Genomic DNA, 21,473 nt, shown 5'->3' on the forward strand with positions numbered 1-21,473 from the left:
GGCCCTGTCATCATAAATTTATCGCTCAGGCGAACAGGCGCAAGGCAGCCACACTGCCCGGCGCGATGCCGCGGTCGTCCATGCTGCCGTAGATATGCAGCAGCTGGTCGCGGATGCGGGTCAGGCCGGTTTCGCTCAACACGCGGCGGTTGTCGTCCACCAGCTGCGCGTCGAACTCCTGCGCCAGCTGCCGCGCGAAGTACACGGCGCGGTCGAACACGTCGACGCCGCCGGCCACGCGCGGCACGTCGAACAGCAGCGTCAGCGCCGGGAAGGACTTGTCCAGCAGCGTATGGAAGGTGAACGGCATCTGGTCCGCCGCCACCAGCGAATAAAGGGTATTGCCGGAATCGGCCAGATAATGGAAGGCGCCGTCCGGCTCCAGCTGCAGGCCGGCGGCCTCGACGAAGCTGCGCAGCCGCGCCCCCTCGATCGACGACTTGGGCACGATGTTGATGCCGATCAGCACATCGACATCGGCGCAGAAACGGTCCAGTTCGCGCGCGGCCACCAGCTTCTGCTGGCGCTGCGGGAAGCTGACCGCGGCGTCGTGGTCCTCGGCGAAGCGCGACACCTGCTGGCAGAAAGCGGCCAGTTCCTGTTCGGTCACCGCGCCGGAGCGGTCCACCATCTGCATGCTGATGTTGATCTGCTTGTAGCGGGTGTCGGGCAGCGCCTCGGCCACCTTCCACAAGCCGCGCTCGGTGCGGCCGATCAGCTGGGTGCGCTTGCCGACATTGAAGCGCGGCATCGCCGCCAGCTCGTGCGGCTCGTGGAACACCACTTCGGCGATGAAGTCGAGCGAGGGGTCCAGCATCGCCACCACCAGCGCCTGGTGGTCGGCGGAATCCATCGCCAGTTCGGCCTCGTCTTCTTCGTCTATCACCGGCACATCCAGCTGCTGCGCGGCCGGCTCCTGCCGCGGCGGAGCGGCCTGCTCGCGGACGAAGGGCGTCTGCTCGGGCAGTTGCGGCTCGAACATCGGCTCGTCATCCTCCGGTTCCAGCTCCGCGTCCACCAGCACCGGCTCCATCCGGTCCGAGCGAACGCCGTCGCGCACATTGTTCTTGGGCACGCCAAGCAATACGTCGTCGTGGGCGCGCGCGAACGCCTGCTGCGTCCGCTTGCGGAAACGCCATTCCTGGAACACGTTGAAACCGACAACCAAGGCGATCACGCCGCCGCCCAATATCAATACACCAATTTGCAATTCGCTCATTAGCCAGTCCGCATTAAGGCGAATAATCGAAGCCGCCTATTCCAAAAACCATCAAGAGCCGTTCACGCCCCGACGCCGCGCCTCCTTTGGATCCGCGCCATGCGCCCCGGTCGCCGGCCGTTTTCGCGGCAGTGCTCTTCAGGCGGCTTCCCGCTATTATCCTGTTCCTGCCCAGCCGCTGTTTCCCCGCGGCCGGCCCGCTCTTCGCGGGCATTTCACGCTCATTATAACGAAAGCCCGCCTCGGCGCACCATTTGGCAATGCTTTAAGGCTTGACAAAAACCGATCCCAGACTGACGTCATGCCGGATTTCGGTTTTCCCCCGGCGCCCGTCGACCCCATTTCCCCATTTACTGTCAGTCAGGACAGGCCGATGTAGAAAATTTTGTCAGGATGAACATGACATTTCAGACAGGCGAATTTATCCAAAGCGCGTGTCAGAATTGTAGGTGACTCTGTCATAGGGCCTTCTTCTGTACCACTTTTTTGCTAGAACAGCACGGGGACTCTTTCGATGAAAAAATCCGATCAAGCCAGTTTCCTGCCTGTCGTGCGCGAACTGTCGCGCACCTATCAGGCCTTTGAACAGTTCGCCAGCTACAATATCCGCCGGCTGGGACTGACACCACCTCAATTCGACGTCGTCACCACGCTGGGCAACAGCCAGGGGATGAACTGCAAGGAGCTGTCCGATCACACGCTGATCACCAAGGGCACGCTGACCGGCGTGCTGGACCGCCTGGAAGACAAAGGCATCGTCACCCGCAGCATGCAGCCCAACGACCGCCGCAGCGTCTTCGTCGCTTTGACTCCTTACGGACAGCAATTGTTCAATGACGCCTTCCCGGCGCATCTGGACTATATGCACAACGCCTTCCAGCAGTTCGGCGAGCAAGACCTCTCCGGATTCTGCAGCGAGCTGGGACGCCTGCGCGCCAGCTTCAGCCAAGCGCTGGAACAGCAGGAAAACACGCCGGCCTGAGCCGCAACGCCGGCAGGGCCGCTAGCGCCCTTCCCCCTCGAAGCGCACCGGCACAGTCAGATCCGACTCCACCGGTTTGCCGTTGCGCTTCGCGGGAACGAAACGCCAGCGCGAAACCGCGTCCACCGCGGCTTGATCCAACCGTCTGTAGCCGCTGCCGCGCGCCACAGACACCTCCAGCGCGCGCCCATTCGCGCCGACCCTGACGCTGAGCGTCGCGACGCCCTCCTCTCCCAACTGGCGCGAACGTTCCGGATAAACCGGCTGGGGATTCCGCAAATACGACGGCGCGTACAAGGCTTCGCTGCCTCCCTCGGCCTCGGCTTGGCTTTTTCCCGAATCATCGATTTTGCCGGCGCCGCTTCTTCCGCCTGAAGCCGCGGCTTCGCCAGTACCTGGAACCGCCTTCTCCACAGGCTGCCGTTCTGGCGCTTCCGATCCAATCGCTTCTCGCAGTGTCGGCGTCTTGCTCCTCGTGTCTGGCTCGACCTGCCCGCTGGGCCGCAGTCGCTCGCCAGCTTGAGCCGGGCGATCCGGCCTCGCCGCGCCATCGTCCACCCGAGATCTTCTCCCTTCGCCTGCCGCGCCGCTCCGCGCCGAAGGGCTGCCCGGTTGCAGCTCAAGCGCCAGCGCCGACGCGCGCGCCGGCTGACGGACGGGGCCGTCGCCCAGCGCCCGCCAAGCGGCCAGGCCCGACAAATGGATGAACGCGGACAGCAGCAACGCCCGGCACAGGCGCTTATCTTCCCCGCTCAGCAACGCATCGCCGCCCCCGGGCGGCTGTACTGCCACCACGCCACTACGCAGCACAGCAGGTAAAACAGGAAGAACATCGCGAACGCCGGCAGAAAGCTGCCGAACCAGCTCAAGGCCGAGCCGAAGGCCTTGGGAATCACGAAGCCGCCGAACGCCGCCATCACCGAGCTGACATTCATCGCCGACGCCCCGCGCCGGCCTCCGCGCGCATAAGCCTGCGTCAGGCTCTCGCCGCCGCGCTGAGCGTCGCGGCCGGCCTGGATCAGGAAAACCTTGGGCGCCAGCTGGTAGGAAGAGCCGTTGCCGACACCGGCGGCGAAGAAGATCAGCTGGAACATCGCCAGAAACAGCCAGAACGAACCGCCGCTGGCCGCCGACGGCAGGCTCAGATAAACGCCGACCGTGCCCAGCGCCATCAGCAGATTGCTGGCCACCGTGGCGATGCCCCCGCCGATGCGGTCTCCCATCCAGCCGCCCAGCGGCCGCGACAACGCGCAAACCATCGGCCCGACGAACAGATAAGGACTGGCGTCCACCTGGGGGAACATCGCGCGCGCGAGCAGCGGAAAGGCGGCGGAAAAGCCGAGAAAAGTGCCGTAGCTGCCCATGTACAGCAAGCAGATATACCAGGTGTGCGCGTCGCGCATCGCGTCCAGCTGGTCGCGCGGCGTGATCCTCAGCTTGGGCAGATCGTGCGCGTACAGCAGGCAGGCGAGCGCGATCAACACCGCCAGCGGCAGCCAGATATAAGCGGCGTTCTGCAGCCAGACGAAATGCACCTCCCCGCCCCGCCCCCACACCTGCGGCTCGCCGGCCCTCGCGCCGAACAACGGATACAGGATGCACAAGGGGATCAATAACTGCGCGACCGACACGCCCAGATTGCCGAGGCCGGCATTGAGGCCCATCGCCAGGCCCTTCTCCGACTTGGGAAAGAAAAAGCTGGTATTGGACAAATGCGAGGCGCTGGCGCCGCCGCCGATGCCGCACAGGCCGGCCACCAGCAACAATTGCCAGAACGGCGAGGAAATGTCCTGCACCACCCGGCCGACGCCCCAGGCCGGCAACAGCAGCAGCAAGGTGGACAAGCCCAGCCATAGCCCGCCTCCCACCCAGCTCCAGATCCAGGAGTAGATCAGCCGCATCAGCGCGCCGACCAGCGGCGGGATCGACACCAGCAGGAACTGCTGCTGACCGGAAATCAGGAAGCCCACCGCCGGCAGGTTGACCACCACCATGCTCCACATCATCCAGATGTTGAAGTTCAGATGCAGCGAGAAGATGGACAGCCACAGATTGCGCCGGGCGATGCCGCGGCCGCGGCTCAGCCAGAAAATGACGTTCTCCGGCTCCCAACGTTTGATGCTTACGGTCATGAACGGATTCCACGGTGACGGAACGGCGCGGCCGAACAATTGCGATCAGTCCGACAGGCCGGCGGCGCAGTATGCCATCCGCCGTTCCGGCCCGGCCTTGCGCCGCGTCAATACCGGCCGACGCGTCGGCTTATGATCTAGCCGCGGCGCTCTGCCCTTGCCTGCGGGAAACACATGCCCACGGTGCGCCCCACAATTTGCCAGACGGGTCTCGGCCCCAAGGGCCCCGTGAGAATGGCGGGAACAGACTAGGCGGTTTCGCGCATCTTCAGCGCCTCGACGATGTCCACCGCGACGATGCGGCTGACGCCCTGCTCCTGCATCGTCACCCCCACCAGCTGCTCGGCCATCTCCATCGTCAGCCGGTTATGGGAAATATAGAGGAACTGGGTGCGCTCGGACATTTGCTTCACCAGATCGCAGAAGCGGCTGGTATTGGCGTCGTCCAGCGGCGCGTCCACCTCGTCCAGCAGGCAGAACGGCGCCGGGTTCAGGCTAAACAGCGAGAACACCAGGCTCATCGCGGTCAGCGCCTTCTCGCCGCCCGACAGCAGATGGATGGTGCTGTTCTTCTTGCCCGGCGGCTGGGCGATGATCTGCACGCCGGCGTCCAGCAAGTCTTCGCCGGTCAGCACCAGTTCGGCGCGGCCGCCGCCAAACAAGGTGGGGAAGAATTCGCGCATCTTGGCGTTGACCGCGTCGTAGGTGGCTTGCAGCATCTCGCGGGTCTCGCCGTCTATCTTGGCGATCGCCTCCTCCAGCGTCGCCATCGCCAGATTCAGGTCGTCGGACTGGGTCTGCAGGTATTCGCCGCGCTTCTTCGCCTCTTCCAGCTCCTGCAGCGCCGCCAGGTTGACCGCGCCCAGCCCTTCCAGCGCGCGCGCCAGCCGGGCGATTTCCGCCGCCAGCGCGTTCGGCTTCACGCCTTCGTTCAGATCGGCCAGCAACGCCGTCTCGTCAGCCTCGGCCTGGGCCAGCTCTTCGGCGAAGCGCTCCATCGCCAGCCTGGCCTCCTGATGCTTGAGCAGCCAGTCGGAGCGCGCCTCGCGCAGCGCCGGCAGCGCGGCGTTGGCCTCGTGCTGGCGCTGGCTGATTTCACGCATCCTCTCGGTCAGCTGGTTGAGCCGGTCGCGCGCGGCGGACAGCTCGCCCTCGCGCGCCTCGCGCTCGGCCAAGGCCTGCTGCAGCGCCTCTTCCGGCACCGCCTCGTCCACCGTCTCGGACTCGACCGCCAGCGTTTCCAGCCGCTCCTGCAATTGCTCGTCGCGATCGGACAGCTCGCGGCCGCGGCGCGACAGCTCGGCGACTTTCTGCTCGGCGCTGTGCAAGGCCAGCTTGATCTCGTGCAGCACGCGCTCGGCGTCGCGCGCCTTGTTGCGCGTCAGTTCCAGCCGGGTTTCGGCGTTCAGCCGCTCCAGCCTCGCCTCTTCCAGTTGCAGCGCCAGCTCTTCCAGAGTCAGCGCCGCCTCTTCGCCCATCAGCTCAGCCTCGGCGATGCCGTCATCGGCATGCTGGCGTTCCTCAGCGATGCGGCTACGCTCGGCCTCGATCGCCGACAGCCGCGCCGCACCCTGGCGCGCCGCCTGGTCGAGCTTGACGTGCTCCAACGTGGCGGCGTTCAGCTCCGCCTCCAGCCGGGTCAGCGAGCCCTTCTGGCCGCGCACCGCTTCGGCCAGCATATTGCCCATGCTCTGCAGGCTGTCGCGCTTCTTCTGCATGGCTTCGATTTCCGGCCGCAAGGCGTCAGCTCGAGCCGAAGCCTCGTCCAATTGCCGCTTGCGGGCCATCAGGCCGTCGCCGCTGGCCTCGGCGTGGTAACGCACGCTGGCGGCGTCGACGCGATGCCCCTCCGGCGTCAGCCAGCACTCGCCGGCGGCCAGTTCGCCGCGGCAGGCCAGCGCGTCGTCCAAGGTATCGGCCAGATACACGCCGGACAGCCAGTCAGCCAAAGCCGCGTCGAACGGCGCTTGCGCCTTCACCTCGGCCAGCAGCGCCGGCCAGCCGCGCGCGGGCAGTCCGGCCGCCGCGGGGCGCCGGCCATCCACCAGCGCCAGCGCCGCAGGCGGCTGCGCATTCGGCAGGCTCGCCGCGCGGGCGGACAGGCGCTCGCCCAGCACAGCCTCCAGCGCCTGCTGCCAGCGCGCGTCCACCTGCAGCGATTGCCACAGCTGCGGCGCGTCGGCCAGGCCATGCTTGTCCAGCCAGCCGGCCAGCTGCTCGTCCGCCGCTTCGCGCTGCAGCAGCGCCGCCAGCGCGGCGGCTTCGGCCTCGGCGCGCGCCAGCTCGGTGCGCTTGGCGGCCAGCTGCTGGTCCAGTTTCTCGCGCTCGGACGCTAGGTCCGCTTGTTTGGCCTCGTCGGCCACCAGCCGCGCCCGCACCGCGTCCAGCGCGGCCTTGGCCTTGGCCACGTCCTGCTGCGCCGCCTCCAGCACGCGATGCTCGGGCAGATTCAGATCGGACAGCTCGCGCGTCAACGCGGCGTCGCGGCCGTCCAATTGCTGCATGCCGCGCTGCCAATGCTCGATCTTTTGCCGCGACAGGTCGCGCTCGCGGGTCAGGTTGGCTTGCTGCGCGACCAGCTGCGACTGCCGCTGGTCCAGCTGGCGGAACGCCGCCTCGGCGGTCGGCAGCTCGTCGGCGCCGTCCTCCAGCGCCATCTGCGCCTCTTCCTGCCGCAGTTGCGCCTCCTCCAGCCTGGGCAGCCAGTCATCCAGCTCGGCCTCCACTTGCTGGCGGTTGTCGGCCAATTGCTGGCGCTCGCCGCGGGCGGCCAGAAGGTCGCGCTCCAGCCGCTGCCGGCTCTGCTCGCGGTGGCGCTGCGCCTCTTCCAGCCGCGCCAGCTGCGCGTTGGCCTCGAACAGCCGCTGCTGCGCCTCGTGCACCGCGTCGCTGGCGGCGAAATGCTGCTCGCGCACCGTTTCCTGCTCGGTCTCCAGATGGGTGACCGCCGCTTCGAAGGCGGCTTCCTCGGTTTCGATGCGCGCCAACTCGCCGCGGGCGTTCGCCTCGTTGCGGGCGGCTTCCTCGCGCCGCGCCAGCGCCAGCAGGTTTTGCTTGTGGGTCAGCGCGCCGCGCATGTCGTGGTATTGCGAGGCCACCTCGGCCTGCTCGGACAAGCGCTCCACCTGGCGTTCCAGCTCCTGCCGCAGGTCGGCGATGCGCTCCAGGTTGGCGCGGGTGTCGCCCAGGCGGTTTTCGGTCTCCCGGCGGCGCTCCTTGTACTTGGACACGCCGGCCGCCTCTTCCAGATAGGCGCGCAGCTCTTCCGGCCTCGCTTCGATGATGCGCGAGATCATGCCCTGCTCGATCACCGCGTAGCCGCGCGCGCCGACGCCGGTGCCGAGGAACAGGTCGGTGATGTCGCGCCGCCGCACCTGCTGGTTGTTGATGTAGTAGCTGGATTCGCCTTGCCGCGTCAGCACCCGCTTGATCGCCACTTCAGCGTACTGGCCCCAGGGCCCGGTCAGCTGGCCGTCGCCGTTGTCGAACACCAGTTCCACCGAGGCGCGCGACACCGGTTTGCGGCTGGACGAGCCGTTGAAAATCACGTCCTGCATCGATTCGCCGCGCAGCTGCTTGGCCGACGATTCGCCCAACACCCAGCGCACCGCGTCGATCACGTTCGACTTGCCGCAGCCGTTGGGGCCGATCACCGCCACCAGTTGGCCCGGCACCGCGATGCTGGTGGGATCGACAAACGACTTGAAGCCGGCGAGCTTGATATGGGTCAGGCGCAAAACATCCTCGCTGCGAGATTAGGGCGAATTGTTCATTTTATCAGGCCGCCGCCGGCGGCGCTCGCGCCGGCGAAAACGACAAAACGCCGCTAGCCAGCCGGCATGGCAGTTGTGCCATAATGGCCGTATGGAATCCTTATCGCTGTCCCATCACTTCCTGATCGCCATGCCCGGCATGGGCGACCCGCTGTTCGCCAAGTCGCTGGTCTATCTGTGCGAGCACGGCGAGCACGGCGCCATGGGCCTGATCATCAACAAGCCGTCCGGCATCGCCATGGCCCAGCTGTTTGATCAGATAGACCTGCCGCTGGACGACGAAGACACCCGCACCGGCCTGGTCTACTTCGGCGGCCCGGTGCAGCCGGACCGCGGCTTCGTGCTGCATCAGCCGGCCGACAACTGGCAGTCCAGCTTGATGGTCACCGACGACATCGCGCTGACCACGTCCAAGGACGTGCTGGTGGCGGTGTCCGAAGGCAAGAAACCGGAAAAGCTGCTGATCTCGCTTGGCTACGCCGGCTGGTCGGCGGGGCAGCTGGAAAAGGAAATCGCCGACAACGGCTGGCTGACGGTGCCGGCCGAGCCATCCATCGTGTTCGACCTGCCCTACGAAGAACGCTACGACGCCGCGATGGCGCTGCTGGGCTTCGATCCCTCCCTGCTGTCGTCGGATGTCGGCCATGCCTGAAGGTTGCGCATTGGCTTTCGATTTCGGCGAGCGCCGCATCGGCGTCGCCGTCGGCGATACGATTCTCGGCATTCCCCATCCCCTGGCCACGATAGACACCGCCGTCACCGACGAGCGCTTCGCCGCCATCGCCAAGCTGATAGAAGAATGGCAGCCCAGGCAACTGGTGGTGGGCCTGCCCATGCACCCGGACGGCGAAGAGCATCAGCTGTCCGCGCTGTCGCGCCGCTTCGCCAACCGGCTGAAGGGCCGCTTCGGCCTGCCGGTATGGCTGGTCGACGAGCGCTACACCTCGGTGATCGCCGAGCAATTGCTGGAAGAAGCCGGCGTCAAGAAGGGCCGCAAGCAGAAGCCGGCGCTGGACCAGGTGGCCGCCCAGGCCATCCTCGCCGGCTGGTTCGAGCAGCCCGGCACCGCCGTCTGATGCCTTTAAAGCTCCTCTCCTTGCTGTTGATCGCCATCGGCATCGCCGGCTTCTGCTGGCTGTGGCGCCAGGCGCAGCTGGCCAACGCGGCGCAGGACTGGCCGATCGCAGCCGGCGCCGTGGAGCGCAGCGAAGTGGAATGGCGGCAGCGCCGCGGCGGCGATCACAGCGACCAGCGCGAATACCGCGCCGACGTCGTCTACCGCTATCAAGTAAACGGCCAGACCTATCGCGCCGGCAACATCCGCATTCCCGACGCCGGTTTCGGCGGCAGCCAGACGCTGGCGCAGGACACCGCCAACCGCTACCCCGTCGGCTCCGCGGCGCAGGTGCGCTACAACCCGGCCAACCCTCGGCAGGCCTGCCTGGAAGCCGGCGCGCACTGGAGCGTTCGGGCCGGCCAGCTGCTGACGCTGTTGTTCGCCGCCGCCGGCATCGCTCTGCTGATCCGGGGCTGAAGCCCTTCCCCGGCCTGGGGGCCCCCGCCCTCGCTCCTGCCGAAATTTTTCCGCAAGTCTTTGTTTTGTTAGAAGCTATTAAGCGCTATTGAGTCCCAGGAACAAACTGCCGATACTGACAGCGAAGGCAGATTCACCGGAGGACCCGCCATGAGCATCAGTCAAACCGCGCAGATTTCCCTGGCCAGCGCCGCGCTGCTCAACGGCGGCACCGTGCCGTCCCCCGTGGTGCAAAACGGCAATGCCACGCCCGCGCTCGCCAGCGAAGCGGCCCAGCTGTCCCAGGACTCAAGCGCCATCGTGCTGCTGGGCGGCGACAGCGGCAGCGACGTAACCACCTACGACGCCGCCGGCCTGCTCAACAGCTTCGCCACCGCCGGCACGCTGCAAGGCAGCGCGCTCACCCCCAGCAGCGGTGAATCGGCGCAGGACAGCACCGACCAGCAGATCGTGTCGCAAACGCTGGGCGTCGCCAGCAACGCCGGCTCCAGCCTGAACAGCAATTGGGCGACGATCCTGCAAAGCAATCCGGCGCTGGCCGGCGAAGCGGTGGCCGACAGCACCAACGGCAGCATCGTCGACACCATGGCCTGACCTGTCGCGCCGCCAATGAAAAAGCCCGGATATTCCGGGCTTTTCAACATCAGCGGCTGCCTTGCTTGCGGCCTTCTTTCTCTTTCAGCTTCTCTTCCCGCAAAATGGCCCGCTCGACGGCGAGAACCTTGGCGCGCTTCTCCCACTCCAGCCATTCCGCCGGCCGCTCCAGCGTGATACGGCCGGTCTGGCCGTCGCGAAAATCGGTCAGCACGATCTCGGCCGCCTTCTGCATATTGATGCGGCCGCCGGACAGCACCGCGCCGCGGCGCTTGCCGATCAGCTCCAGCGCCTGCCAGTCCTGCATGCCGTCCAGCGCCTCGACATCGAACTTGTAGCGGGCGGCCAGCTCGGCGCGGTAATGGAGCAGCAGGTATTTCAGCAGCTCCAGCGCCACCTCTTCCTCGTCCATCGCGTTGCGGCCGACCGCGCCGCTGGCGGCGAGGTTGTAGCCGCCTTCTTCCACTTCGATCTTCGGCCACAGCATGCCGGGGGTGTCGTACAGCTCGAAGTCGTCGGCCAGAATGATGCGCTGCTCGTTCTTGGTGACGCCCGGCATATTGCCGGTCTTGGCGATCTTGCGGCTGGACATGCTGTTGATCAGCGTCGACTTGCCGACGTTGGGAATGCCGCAGATCAGCACTCGCAACGGCTTCTCCAAGCCGCTGCGGTTAGGCGCCAGCGCGCGGCAGGCGGCGATCAGCCGCTGCGCTGGCGCGCGCTCGCCGGCGTCCATGCCCAGCGCTTCGGTCTGCTTCTTGGCGCGGTACCAGGCCAGCCACTGCTCGGTGATGGCCGGGTCGGCCAGATCCTGCTTGTTCAGTATCATCAGCCTGGGCTTGCCCTTGGCCATGCGCGCCAGCATCGGATTGGCGCTGGACGCCGGCAGGCGGGCATCCAGCAGCTCGATGACGACGTCGATATCCTTCAGGCGCTCGGTGACATCCTTGCGCGCCTTGTTCATATGGCCGGGGAACCATTGGATTGCCATTGTTCAACGCTTTCTAATCGGGTCCAGCAGAAAAGTCAGACCATTGTGGTCCAGTTCGTGCATCAGTTGCAGCAAGCGGCCGATCTCGCCCGGCGGAAAACCCTCGCGGGCGAACCAGTTCAGGTAGTTTCCCGGCAGATCGCAGATCAGCATGCCCTTGTGTTTGCCGAAGGGCATCGAGCGGGTCGTCAGGGAGAGCAGGTCTTCGGCTTGCATGATGGCAGGTATAGATGAGGTTGGGCATTGTGCCAAAGACGGCGGCTTGCTGCCAGGCTTGACCGGGGACAAGCTGCCGCCGGGTTTCGCTGCGTCGCCGTCGCCGGCGGTTTAGCATGGCGTCACAGCAATCCGCGCCGATCATCGGCCGCTTTTCCCGGTTCGCGCAGAGCCGTTTGCGGGCGCTTCGGCGCCCGCCTTTTCATTTCGCCGGCATGACCTTGCGGTCGTTGAAATACAAGAATCCCTTCACCACGCGGTAGATGTACCACACCCACACCGCGAACAGCACCACGCCGCCCACCAGCATCCACAGCGTGGCGAAACCGACCACATAGCCCAGCAAGGCCAGCCAGAAGGTGCGGATCTGCCATTCGAAATGGCTTTCGTACAAGGTGCCGCGCACGTCGTCGCGCTTCACGTAGTTGATGATGACGCCGACCAGCGCTGTGACGCCGACCAGCAGGCTGACCGCCTGCAGGATATACACCGCCAGCGTCAGATTGTTCAGCTTGCGTTCGTTCTCGTCGTGAAGCTCCAGCTCCATGGGCATGCTCCTGTTCATTGTTCAGACAGTTCGGCAAACCGCGCCGCCAATCGTTCGCGGCAACGCCGGCTGGCTTCGGCCGCCCCGCCCCGCGGCAACGGGTGCGCGCGCCAGCCCCGCAGCGCGCCAGGCTGGCGGCCCGCCGGCAACAGCACCGGCAGCGCCGGCGAAAACGCCACGCCCCGCGCCTTGGCCAGCCCGCTCGCGCGGCGGTTGGCCTCGTCCAGCAGCGCCAGCTCGTCCAGTGCCAGCTCCACCTGCTGCCACTCCAGCAGCAGAATGCGCGCCGCCAGCCAGTCGGCGGGCTCGGCGACGCGGTCCGGCGTCCGCCCTTGCGGCCAGCCTCGCGCCAGCGCCAGGCGCAATGCCAGCTCGCGGATTTCCGGCAGCAGCGCTTCGGACAGGCAGCCGCCGGCCGGCAGCCGCGGCGGCGGTCCGGGACGATAAGCCAGCGCCTCGCCGTCGGTCGCCAGGGCGACCGGATACAGCGGCAGGTCCGCCTGGGGCAGGCTGCGGCTGGTGGCGAGTGAAAGGGCGTCGCTGACTTCGTTCATGGCACTGTCTCCTGGATAAAAGCTTGCCGCCGCTCCGGAGACCATTTGCTGTTTGAGACTGAAATGACAAATGCCGCCGGTATTCGGCGGCATGGTCGGTAATCTGCTCGACGGCTTCGCGTATCTCGCTGCCGAGCCTATCCCTGGCGCCGCCGGGAGGGGCGGTACCAATAATAGGCGTGGGCGAAAAACACGGTTTTTTCAAGCATGCCGTCCATGCTGCCAACGATGGCCGCCGCCGTCAAGCCGTTGTTTCGCAAGACTTGGCGGCGATCAAAACAAAAAGCCGGGTTTCCCGACGGAAAACCCGGCCCCTGGCGGCATCAAACGCCCGATCACATGTTAGGGTAGTTCGGCCCGCCGCCGCCCTCCGGCGTCACCCAGTTGATGTTCTGGGTCGGGTCCTTGATGTCGCAGGTCTTGCAGTGCACGCAGTTCTGCGCGTTGATCTGCAGCCGCGGCGCGCCTTCATCCTGGCCGACGATCTCGTACACGCCGGCCGGGCAGTAGCGTTGCTCGGGGGCGTCGTACTTGGCCAGGTTGACCGCGATCGGCACCGACGCGTCCTTCAGCGTCAGGTGCGCCGGCTGGTCTTCGCTGTGGTTGGCGTTGGAGATGAACACCGACGACAGGCGATCGAAGGTCAGCACGCCGTCCGGCTTGGGATAGGCGATCGGGCTGAATTCGTAGGCCGGGCGCAGCTCCTCGTTGTCGGCGTGCTTGTGATGCAGCGTCCACGGCGCGCGGCCGCGGAACAGGAAGGTGTCGATGGCCGAGTAGATCATCGCCGGCCACAGCCCCCAGCGGAACGACGGGCGGATGTTGCGCACCTTGTGCAACTCGTCGCGGACCCAGCTCTTCTGGAACTTGGCCGAGTAGGCCTTGGCCTCGCCGCCCTGAGCCTGCGCGTCGTCGCCCAGCAGTTCGAACACCGCCTCTGCCGCCAGCATCGCCGACTTCATCGCGGTGTGGGTGCCCTTGATCTTGGGCACATTGAGGAAGCCGGCGGTGTCGCCGACCAGCACGCCGCCGGGGAAGGTCAGCTTGGGCAGGCTCTGCAGGCCGCCCTCGGTCAGCGCGCGCGCGCCGTAGGACACTCGGCGGCCGCCTTCGAACGTGCTCTTGATCGCCGGATGGGTCTTGAAGCGCTGGAATTCCTCGAACGGCGACAGATAGGGATTCTGGTAATCCAGACCTACCACGAAGCCGACCGCCACCAGATTGTCTTCCAGGTGATAGAGGAAGGATCCGCCGTAGGTGGCGGTGTCCATCGGCCAGCCGACGGTGTGGGTGATATGGCCGGGCTGGTGGTTTTCCGGCTTCACTTCCCACAATTCCTTGATGCCGATGCCGAAAGTCTGCGGATCGGCGCCGTCGGTCAGGCGGAAGCGCGACAGCAGCCCCTTGGTCAGCGAGCCCCTACAGCCTTCGGCGAAGATGGTCTGCTTCGCCCACAGCTCCATGCCCGGCTCGCCTTCCTGGTCGCCGTTCTTGCCGGTGCCGACATTGCCGGTGGCCACGCCCTTGACCGAGCCGTCCGCGTGGTACAGCACTTCGGCGGCGGCGAAACCCGGGTAGATCTCCACGCCCAGGTTCTCGGCTTGTTGGCCCAGCCAGCGGCAGAAGTTGCCCAGGCTGACGATGTAGTTGCCCTTGTTGTGCATCTGCGGCGGGGTGGGCAGCTGGATGGACTCGGTCTCGGTCAGGTAGAGGAAGCGGTCCGACAGCGCCGGCGTGTTCAGCGGCGCGTCCAGTTCCTTCCAGTTGGGCAGCAGTTCGGCCAGCGCGCCGGTTTCGATCACCGCGCCGGACAGGATGTGGGCGCCGATCTCGGAACCCTTCTCCAGCAGACAGACGCTGATGTCGCGGCCCTGCTCGGCCGCCAGTTGTTTCAGACGGATCGCCGCGGACAGGCCGGAAGGGCCGCCGCCGACGATCACCACGTCGTATTCCATGTATTCGCGTTGCACCGTTTCTCCTTTGCGCCCGCTGGGACGGGTTTGATTTTCCGGACATCATGCTATGAAGATGTCACGTCGTCAAAATCAAACAAGCGTTTAAACGGTGCCATTGTTGCGCAATGCGACAATGTCCGAATCCACATAACCCAACGCGCGCAAGATCTGCTCAGTATGTTCTCCCAGAGCGGGAGGGGCTAGATTGTACTCGACCGGCGTGCCGGAAAGTTTGATCGGACACCCTACCAGCGGCACTTGCTGTCCGGCGGCGTCGCGCATTTCCAGTTCCATTTCCCGCGCCTGCGCCTGCGGGTCGGCGAATGCCTCGGCCACATTGTTGATCGGGCCGCAGGGCACGCCGGCCTTGTCCAGCGCCGATAGCCAGTAGTCGCGGCCATGGTGGCGGAAGGCCTGGGCCAGCAGAGGCACCAGTTGCACGCGGTGGGCGACCCGCTGCGGATTGGTCGCGTAGCGCGGATCGCGCGCCCACTGCGCCTGGCCGACCAGCCGGCACACTTCGGCGAACTGCTTGTCGTTGCCGCAAGCCAGGATGAAGTGGCCATCGGAGGCGGCGAACACCTGGTAGGGCACGATATTGGCGTGGGCGTTGCCCAGCCGAGGCGGCACATTATGCCCGACCAGCCAGTTGGAGGCGACATTGGCCAACATCGCCAGCGAGCAGTCGAACAGCGCCATGTCGATATGCTGGCCGGCGCCGGTGCGCTCGCGGGCGATCAGCGCCGCCTGCACCGCGTTGGCGGCATACAAGCCGGTGAACAGGTCCGACACCGCCACGCCCACCTTGTGCGGCTCGCCGTCGGCCGGGCCGGTGATGCTCATCAGGCCGGACATGCCCTGCACGATGTAGTCGTAGCCGGCCAGGCTGGCGTAAGGGCCGGTCTGGCCAAAACCGGTGATCGAGCAGTACACCAGCTTGGGATTGACGGCCTTCAGGCTGTCGTAATCCAGCCGGTACTTCTTCAGCCCGCCCACCTTGTAGTTCTCCAGCACCACATCCGCGTCGGCCACCAGCTTGCGCACGATGTCCTGGCCGGCGGGCTGGGAGATGTCCACCGTCAGCGAGCGCTTGCCGCGGTTGGTGCACAGGAAATAGGCGGCCTTGCCGTCCGGCAGGCTGGGCGGCGCCCATTGCCGGGTGTCGTCGCCGCTGCCCGGCTTCTCTATCTTGATCACTTCCGCGCCCAGATCGGCCAGCAGCTGGCTCGCCCACGGCCCCGCCAGCACCCGGCTCAGATCCACCACCTTGATACCCGACAACGCTCCTGCCATCGCGCTTCCCTCCCCCACTCGGATGTCGATGATGCCGCCCGTTCGCGGCGCTCGCCGCCGCACGGCGCTTTCAGTGTAGCAATCGCTGATATTCCAGACACCGTCCCTTATCCGGCTCGCAATGCGTTCCGGCAAAAAAAGTGGCCCGGCGAAGCCGGGCCAACAAAGGACAGACAGGAATCAACGGCGCGGCCGGCCCTCCGGCCTCGCCGGCTTATCAGGCAAATGCCTGAATACCGGTCTGGGCTCGGCCCAGAATCAGGGCATGCACGTCATGCGTGCCCTCGTAAGTGTTGACCGCCTCCAGATTCATCACATGGCGGATCACGTGGAATTCGTCGCTGATGCCGTTACCGCCGTGCATGTCGCGGGCGATGCGGGCGATGTCCAGCGCCTTGCCGCAGTTGTTGCGCTTGATCAGCGAGATCATTTCCGGCGCGGCGCGGCCTTCGTCCATCAGCCTGCCCACCTGCAGCGCGGCCTGCAGGCCTAGCGCGATCTCGGTCTGCATATTCGCCAGCTTCAGCTGGATCAGCTGGTTGGCAGCCAGCGGCCGGCCGAACTGCCGGCGGTCCAGCGTGTACTGGCGGGCGGCGTGCCAGCAGAACTCCGCTGCGCCCATCGCGCCCCAGGCGATGCCGTAGCGCGCCTTGTTCAGGCAACCGAACGGTCCCTTCAGCCCTTTGACGCCCGGCAGCAGCTGCTCGTCCGCCACCAGCACGTCGTCCATCACGATTTCGCCGGTGATCGACGCGCGCAGGGAAAACTTGCCATGGATGGCCGGAGCGGACAGGCCCTTCATGCCCTTCTCCAGGATGAAGCCGCGGATCTCTTCATCGTCGTCTTTGGCCCAGACCACGAACACATCGGCGGCCGGGCTGTTGGTGATCCACATCTTGCTGCCGGACAGCAGATAGCCGCCGTCCACCTTGCGGGCGCGGGCCTTCATGCTGGCGGGGTCGGAGCCGGAATCCGGCTCGGTCAGGCCGAAACAGCCCAGCCATTCGCCGCTGGCGAACTTGGGCAGGTACTTGTCCTTCTGCGCGTCGGAACCGTAGGCCCAGATCGGGTGCATCACCAAGGACGACTGCACGCTCATCGCCGAGCGGTAGCCGGAATCCACCCGCTCCACCTCGCGCGCCACCAGGCCGTAGGCGACATGCGACAGGCCGGCGCAGCCGTAGCCCTCTATCGTGCAGCCGAGAAAACCCAGCTCGCCCATCTCGTTGATGATCTCGCGGTCGAAGCGCTCTTCGCGGTTGGCGGTCAGCACCCGCGGCAGCAGCCGCTCCTGGCAATACTCGTGCGCGCTCTGCTGCACCAGCCGCTCCTCGTCGGTCAGCTGGTTCTGCAACAGCAAGGGATCTTCCCAAGCGAACGAGGCGCGCTGCGTGGATGCTGCCATCTGCTTTCTCCCACTTAGTTCCGCATTGCGGAATTAGATTTCACCATGCAGAATAGACTAAACACTCTGCCGCGCGCTTGTAAAGCGATTTACCTGTCATGCGGCAAATTCTTTGCCGCAATGGGGAACAGGATGCAACAGGAAGAAGACCGCCAATTCGTCACCGCGCTGGCGCGCGGCCTGGAGGTGCTGGCGGCGTTCCGCCCCGGCGAGGGCGCGCTGTCCAACCAGGAACTGGCGCGCCGCACCGGGCTGCCCAAGTCCACCGTGTCGAGGTTGAGCTACACCCTGACTAGGCTGGGCTATCTGCAACAGGAAGGGGAAGGCGGCCAATACAAGCTGGGACTGGCGCTGCTGGCGCTGGGATCGGCGGCGCTGGCCGGCTATGACACGCGCGCGGCGGCCGCGCCGCTGATGCGCGAGTTCGCGCTGGCCAACAATGTATCGGTCAGTCTGGCGCTGCGCGACGGCAGCGACATGGTGTATCTGGAAACCTGCCGCAGCCAGGCCCGGGTGTCGGTGCAGCTGTCCACCGGCTCGCGGGTGCCGCTGGCCACCACGGCGATCGGCCGCGCCTACTTCGCCGGCCTGCCTCCGCAGGAGCGCGAGGCGCTGCTGCCGCTGCTGGCCGAGCGCTACCGCGACGACTGGCCGGCGCTGCGCTCGCGGCTGCTGCAGGCCTGCGCCGATTACGGCATCCACGGCTACACCGCGTCCTTCGGCGAATACGAACCCGACGTGATGGCGGTGGGCATCCACCTGCCTGCGCTGCTTCCCGGCCAGCCGGCGATGGCGCTCAACGCCAGCGGCCCGGCCTTCGCCTTCGACGAGTCCGCGATGCGCGAGCGCGTGGCGCCGGCCTTGCGCGCGCTGCGCCAGCGCATCGCGCCGATGCCCGGCTGAGCGCGCCAACGACAACGGCCCGCTTCTTAGCGGGCCGTCGGCTGGATTGCGTAGTGGAATCAGGCGGACTGGATGTAATGGACCAGATGGTTGATCACCTGCTCCTGCTCTTCTATGGTCGCCCGCACCAGATCGCCGATGGACAGGATGCCCAGCACGGTCTGGTCCTCCATCACCGGCAGATGGCGGATGCGCTTCTCCGTCATCAGCGCCCGGCACTCGTCCAGCGTCTGCAACGGCGTCACGTACACCACGCGGCTGGTCATGATGTCGCGAACCTTGGTCCCGGCCGAGGTCCGCCCCTGCAACACGATGCGGCGAGCGTAGTCGCGCTCGGAAAAGATGCCGACGATATCGCCGGACTCCATCACCAGCACCGCGCCGATGTCGTTTTCCGCCATCACCTGCAGCGCCTGGAACACGGTGCTGTCCGGCGTCACGTACACCAAGGCCCGGTTGGGCTTGCTGTCCAGAAATTGCTTCACGGTCTGCATGCTGCCTCCCCTTGTGAGCCGCCGCGGCTACGCGCGCGGCATGCCGTCACTATAGCCCACCGCCGCCGCCGGCTCCACGTCTCCCGGACAGCCGGCCTCAGGCGCGGATCATGGTGCCGACGCCGGCCGCGGTCAGGATTTCCAGCAGCAGCGCGTGCTTGACGCGGCCGTCGATGATATGGACCGCCTGCACGCCGTTCTTGGCGGCATCCAGCGCCGAGCTGATCTTGGGCAGCATGCCGCCGGAGATGGTGCCGTCGGCGAACAGTTCGTCGATGCGCTGCGCGGTCAGGCCGGTCAGCAACTGGCCCTGCTTGTCCAGCACGCCCGGGGTATTGGTCATCAGCACCAGCTTTTCCGCCTTCAGCGTCTCAGCCAGCTTGCCGGCCACCAGATCGGCGTTGATGTTGTAGGCCTCGCCGTCGACGCCGACGCCTATCGGCGCCACCACCGGGATGAAATCCTGGCTGTCCAGCAGCGACACCAGCGACGGGTCGATGGACTCGATCTCGCCGACCTGGCCGATATCCACCGCCTCGTCGCCGTCGGTCTTCAGGAACAGCTTGCGGGCGCGGATGAAGTGGCCGTCCTTGCCGGTCAGGCCCACCGCCTTGCCGCCATGCTTGTTGATCAGCGACACGATCTCCTTGTTCACCAGGCCGCCCAGCACCATTTCCACCACTTCCATGGTTTCGGCGTCGGTGACACGCATGCCCTGAATGAACTCGCCCTGCTTGCCGACCCGCGCCAGCAAGTCATTGATCTGCGGGCCGCCGCCATGCACCACCACCGGATTCATCCCCACCAGCTTCAGCAGCACCACGTCCTTGGCGAAGCCTTCTTTCAGCGCTTCGTCGGTCATCGCGTTGCCGCCGTACTTGATCACGATGGTCTTGCCGGCGAACTGGCGGATGTAAGGCAGGGCCTCGGCCAGGATGTTCGCCTTTTCGGCTGCGTCTGTTGCCACTTCATTTCTCCTTGCTAGCGGATCGCTTTCGCCACCTTAACGGCTGGCCGGCGATTTCGGATTACGGTGTTGCATTTTAATCACTCCAATTGCTGAACTGTGATTTATTAATTGCCCGTCCCTGACCAAAAGGCCTACAGTGCCGACATTACTGAACAAGTATTCAGAAAGACCGATATGGGAGAAACCGGCTCCAGCCGCTGGCAGCGCAAGAAGGACGCCAGGCCCAGCGAGATCCTTGACGCAGCGCTGACGCTGTTCGTCGAAAAAGGCTATCTCGCCACCAAGATGGAAGACATCGCCCGCGCCGCCGGCGTCACCAAGGGCACGCCGTATCTGTACTTCCAGAACAAGGAAGAGATCTTCAAGGCGGTGGTGCGCGAAACCATCGTCGCCCGCGTCCACGCGATGAGCGCGCAGCTGGCTCAGCTACACGGCATCGGCAGCAGCGAGCTGCTGTTCCTGGCGCTGGAGGACTGGTGGACCCACATCGGCTCCACCCGCGCCGCCGGCCTGTGCAAGCTGATGGCGGCCGAGGCCACCAACTTCCCCGATCTGACGCGCTTCTATTACGAAGAAGCCATCCTGCCGGCGCGCCAGCTGCTGGGCCACATCATCCAGCGCGGCATGGACAGCGGCGAATTCCGCCCGGTCCACCTCGACTACGCGATCGACGCGCTGACCGCGCCGATGATGATGACCATGATCCTCAGCCACTCCTTCGCCCTGGTGCCCGGCTGTTGCGACAGCCTCAAGGACAATCCGCTCGAATTCCTCAAGACCTCGCTGCGGCTGACGCTGCAAGGCATGCACCAGCCCGCGCCCCAGGACGCCCGCACATGAAATCCATCCTCCCCCTCGCCCTGCCGCTCATCGCCGCGCTGGGCCTGTCCGCCTGCAAGGACCAGGCCGCCGCGCCGGAAGACATCCGTCCGGTGCGCTACATGACAGCCGGCGGCAACGCTGAAATCGGCGGCGACAGCTACGCCGGCGAAATCCGCGCCCGCCACGAGACCCAGCTCGCCTTCCGCGTGGCCGGCAAGGTGGTCGCCAAACTGGTCAACAGCGGCGAGCGCGTGAAGAAGGGCCAGCCGCTGGCGCGGCTGGACCCCAGCGACTACCAGCTGGACCTGGCGGCCAAGCAGGCGCAGCTGGCGGCTGCCGAATCCGACCTCGCCCAGCAGCAGCTCAACCTGAAACGCTACCGCGAACTGCTGGCCAAACAATTCATCAGCCAGGCCCAGGTGGACGGGCAGCAGAACGGCGTCAACGCCGCCCAGGCCAAGGTCAGCCAGGCGCGCGCCGCGCTGTCCGCCAGCCGCAACCAGACCGGCTACGCGACGCTGACGGCCGACGCCGACGGCGTGGTCAGCCAGATGCAGGCCGAGCCCGGCCTGGTGGTGGCCGCCGGCCAGCCGGTGGCCCGGCTGTCGCAGGACGGCGCGCGCGAAATCGCCATCCAGGTGCCGGAAAACGCGCTGGAGGCGGTGCGCCAGGCCGGCGCGTTCCGCGTGACGCTGTGGAAGGGCGGCGCGCCGCTGGAGGGCAAGCTGCGCGAGCTGGCCGCCGACGCCGATCCGGCCACCCGCACTTATCCGGCGCGGATCGCGCTGGCCGGCGACAGCCACGCGCTGCAACTGGGCATGACCGCCACCGCCGCCCTGCCCGCCCGCTCCAGCGGCGAGCTCAAGCTGCCGTTGACCGCGCTGCTGGATCTGCAGGGCAAGCAGTACGTGTGGACGATAGACGGCCAGAGCCTGCGCGTCAGCCGCAAGCCGGTGACGGTGGCGTCGATAGACGACAGCGGCGCCGTCATCGCCTCGGGCGTCCGTCCGGGCGACAAGGTGGCCACCGCCGGCGTGCACCTGCTGCGCGAAGGCCAGCGCGTCAAGCTGCTGGAACAATGAGGGCGCG

21 protein-coding genes are annotated in these 21,473 nt (G+C 66.1%); 8 read left to right on the forward strand and 13 right to left on the reverse strand.

All coding sequences use genetic code 11. The annotated features are described in order from the left end of the window. Nucleotides 1–25: 25 nt before the first annotated feature. Complete coding sequence (locus ACX17K_RS09550; RefSeq protein WP_493774603.1) at nucleotides 26–1,219, reverse strand: cell division protein ZipA C-terminal FtsZ-binding domain-containing protein; 1,194 nt, start codon at nucleotides 1,217–1,219, stop codon at nucleotides 26–28. A gap of 514 nt (nucleotides 1,220–1,733) precedes the next feature. Here ACX17K_RS09550 and ACX17K_RS09555 point away from each other — a divergent pair. Further along, entirely contained in the window at nucleotides 1,734–2,201 is a 468-nt protein-coding gene (locus ACX17K_RS09555; RefSeq protein WP_021475181.1) for a MarR family winged helix-turn-helix transcriptional regulator, read from the forward strand. A gap of 21 nt (nucleotides 2,202–2,222) precedes the next feature. On the opposite strand, the gene ACX17K_RS09560 is transcribed toward ACX17K_RS09555, so the two are convergent. From ACX17K_RS09560 to smc, 3 genes are all read right to left on the reverse strand, one after another. Beyond that, complete coding sequence (locus tag ACX17K_RS09560; protein ID WP_493774604.1) at nucleotides 2,223–2,960, reverse strand: energy transducer TonB; 738 nt, start codon at nucleotides 2,958–2,960, stop codon at nucleotides 2,223–2,225. Further along, on the reverse strand, nucleotides 2,954–4,333 hold the full coding sequence (locus ACX17K_RS09565) for an MFS transporter (protein WP_493774605.1): 1,380 nt from the start codon (nucleotides 4,331–4,333) through the stop codon (nucleotides 2,954–2,956). The genes ACX17K_RS09560 and ACX17K_RS09565 overlap by 7 nt, the downstream gene beginning before the upstream one ends. A gap of 248 nt (nucleotides 4,334–4,581) precedes the next feature. Then, the gene (gene smc, locus ACX17K_RS09570) at nucleotides 4,582–8,070 is read right to left on the reverse strand and encodes a chromosome segregation protein SMC (protein WP_493774606.1); all 3,489 of its coding nucleotides are present in this window, start codon (nucleotides 8,068–8,070) and stop codon (nucleotides 4,582–4,584) included. 127 nt (nucleotides 8,071–8,197) lie between these two features. Between smc and ACX17K_RS09575 the strand changes: the two genes are divergently transcribed. The 4 genes from ACX17K_RS09575 (at nucleotide 8,198) to ACX17K_RS09590 (ending at nucleotide 10,234) form a co-directional block, all read left to right on the forward strand. After that, nucleotides 8,198–8,758 carry a YqgE/AlgH family protein gene (locus ACX17K_RS09575; protein ID WP_021476103.1) on the forward strand — a complete coding sequence of 187 codons (561 nt, stop codon included), beginning with the start codon at nucleotides 8,198–8,200 and terminating at the stop codon, nucleotides 8,756–8,758. Continuing rightward, entirely contained in the window at nucleotides 8,742–9,182 is a 441-nt protein-coding gene (gene ruvX, locus ACX17K_RS09580; protein WP_031295998.1) for a Holliday junction resolvase RuvX, read from the forward strand. Before ACX17K_RS09575 ends, ruvX begins: the two co-directional genes overlap by 17 nt. Next, nucleotides 9,182–9,640 carry a DUF3592 domain-containing protein gene (locus tag ACX17K_RS09585; protein ID WP_493774607.1) on the forward strand — a complete coding sequence of 153 codons (459 nt, stop codon included), beginning with the start codon at nucleotides 9,182–9,184 and terminating at the stop codon, nucleotides 9,638–9,640. Before ruvX ends, ACX17K_RS09585 begins: the two co-directional genes overlap by 1 nt. Nucleotides 9,641–9,790: 150 nt before the next feature. Then, nucleotides 9,791–10,234: a hypothetical protein gene (locus ACX17K_RS09590; RefSeq protein WP_493774608.1), complete on the forward strand. Its 444-nt coding sequence runs from the start codon at nucleotides 9,791–9,793 to the stop codon at nucleotides 10,232–10,234. A 49-nt stretch (nucleotides 10,235–10,283) separates the two neighbouring features. Here ACX17K_RS09590 and ylqF read toward each other — a convergent pair whose 3' ends face one another. The 7 genes from ylqF to ACX17K_RS09625 all read right to left on the reverse strand — a co-directional run bounded on the left by ylqF (nucleotide 10,284) and on the right by ACX17K_RS09625 (nucleotide 17,195). Next, nucleotides 10,284–11,225 carry a ribosome biogenesis GTPase YlqF gene (gene ylqF / locus ACX17K_RS09595; RefSeq protein ID WP_493774609.1) on the reverse strand — a complete coding sequence of 314 codons (942 nt, stop codon included), beginning with the start codon at nucleotides 11,223–11,225 and terminating at the stop codon, nucleotides 10,284–10,286. Between the two features lie 3 nt (nucleotides 11,226–11,228). Beyond that, entirely contained in the window at nucleotides 11,229–11,441 is a 213-nt protein-coding gene (locus ACX17K_RS09600) for a DUF3820 family protein (RefSeq protein WP_021476098.1), read from the reverse strand. A gap of 202 nt (nucleotides 11,442–11,643) precedes the next feature. Beyond that, nucleotides 11,644–11,988, reverse strand: a complete 345-nt coding sequence (locus tag ACX17K_RS09605) for a DUF4870 family protein (protein WP_046158823.1) — start codon at nucleotides 11,986–11,988, stop codon at nucleotides 11,644–11,646. 14 nt (nucleotides 11,989–12,002) lie between these two features. Then, a complete protein-coding gene (locus tag ACX17K_RS09610; RefSeq protein WP_493774610.1) occupies nucleotides 12,003–12,542 on the reverse strand; it encodes a hypothetical protein in 540 nt (179 codons plus the stop codon). Nucleotides 12,543–12,877: 335 nt separating this feature from the next. After that, nucleotides 12,878–14,497, reverse strand: coding sequence for an electron transfer flavoprotein-ubiquinone oxidoreductase (locus tag ACX17K_RS09615; RefSeq protein WP_493774624.1), 1,620 nt, complete (start codon nucleotides 14,495–14,497; stop codon nucleotides 12,878–12,880). Nucleotides 14,498–14,599: 102 nt separating this feature from the next. Continuing rightward, nucleotides 14,600–15,790 carry a CaiB/BaiF CoA transferase family protein gene (locus ACX17K_RS09620; protein ID WP_493774611.1) on the reverse strand — a complete coding sequence of 397 codons (1,191 nt, stop codon included), beginning with the start codon at nucleotides 15,788–15,790 and terminating at the stop codon, nucleotides 14,600–14,602. Between the two features lie 217 nt (nucleotides 15,791–16,007). Continuing rightward, entirely contained in the window at nucleotides 16,008–17,195 is a 1,188-nt protein-coding gene (locus tag ACX17K_RS09625) for an acyl-CoA dehydrogenase (protein ID WP_493774612.1), read from the reverse strand. A 132-nt stretch (nucleotides 17,196–17,327) separates the two neighbouring features. Between ACX17K_RS09625 and ACX17K_RS09630 the strand changes: the two genes are divergently transcribed. Next, nucleotides 17,328–18,098 (forward strand): IclR family transcriptional regulator, encoded by a 771-nt coding sequence (locus ACX17K_RS09630; RefSeq protein ID WP_493774613.1) that lies wholly within the window; start codon nucleotides 17,328–17,330, stop codon nucleotides 18,096–18,098. A gap of 59 nt (nucleotides 18,099–18,157) precedes the next feature. Here the strand turns inward: ACX17K_RS09630 and ACX17K_RS09635 are convergent, their stop codons facing one another. Both ACX17K_RS09635 and argB read right to left on the reverse strand, forming a co-directional pair. Further along, nucleotides 18,158–18,592 carry a CBS domain-containing protein gene (locus tag ACX17K_RS09635; protein ID WP_347371015.1) on the reverse strand — a complete coding sequence of 145 codons (435 nt, stop codon included), beginning with the start codon at nucleotides 18,590–18,592 and terminating at the stop codon, nucleotides 18,158–18,160. A gap of 97 nt (nucleotides 18,593–18,689) precedes the next feature. Next, nucleotides 18,690–19,559 carry an acetylglutamate kinase gene (argB, locus tag ACX17K_RS09640; RefSeq protein WP_166441209.1) on the reverse strand — a complete coding sequence of 290 codons (870 nt, stop codon included), beginning with the start codon at nucleotides 19,557–19,559 and terminating at the stop codon, nucleotides 18,690–18,692. Nucleotides 19,560–19,736: 177 nt separating this feature from the next. Between argB and ACX17K_RS09645 the strand changes: the two genes are divergently transcribed. After that, nucleotides 19,737–20,402, forward strand: coding sequence for a TetR/AcrR family transcriptional regulator (locus ACX17K_RS09645; protein WP_231162847.1), 666 nt, complete (start codon nucleotides 19,737–19,739; stop codon nucleotides 20,400–20,402). Next, nucleotides 20,399–21,466 carry an efflux RND transporter periplasmic adaptor subunit gene (locus ACX17K_RS09650; RefSeq protein ID WP_493774614.1) on the forward strand — a complete coding sequence of 356 codons (1,068 nt, stop codon included), beginning with the start codon at nucleotides 20,399–20,401 and terminating at the stop codon, nucleotides 21,464–21,466. The genes ACX17K_RS09645 and ACX17K_RS09650 overlap by 4 nt, the downstream gene beginning before the upstream one ends. Nucleotides 21,467–21,473: the final 7 nt, after the last annotated feature.

It is taken from the genome of Chromobacterium sp. INPA-IVC, assembly GCF_059047085.1.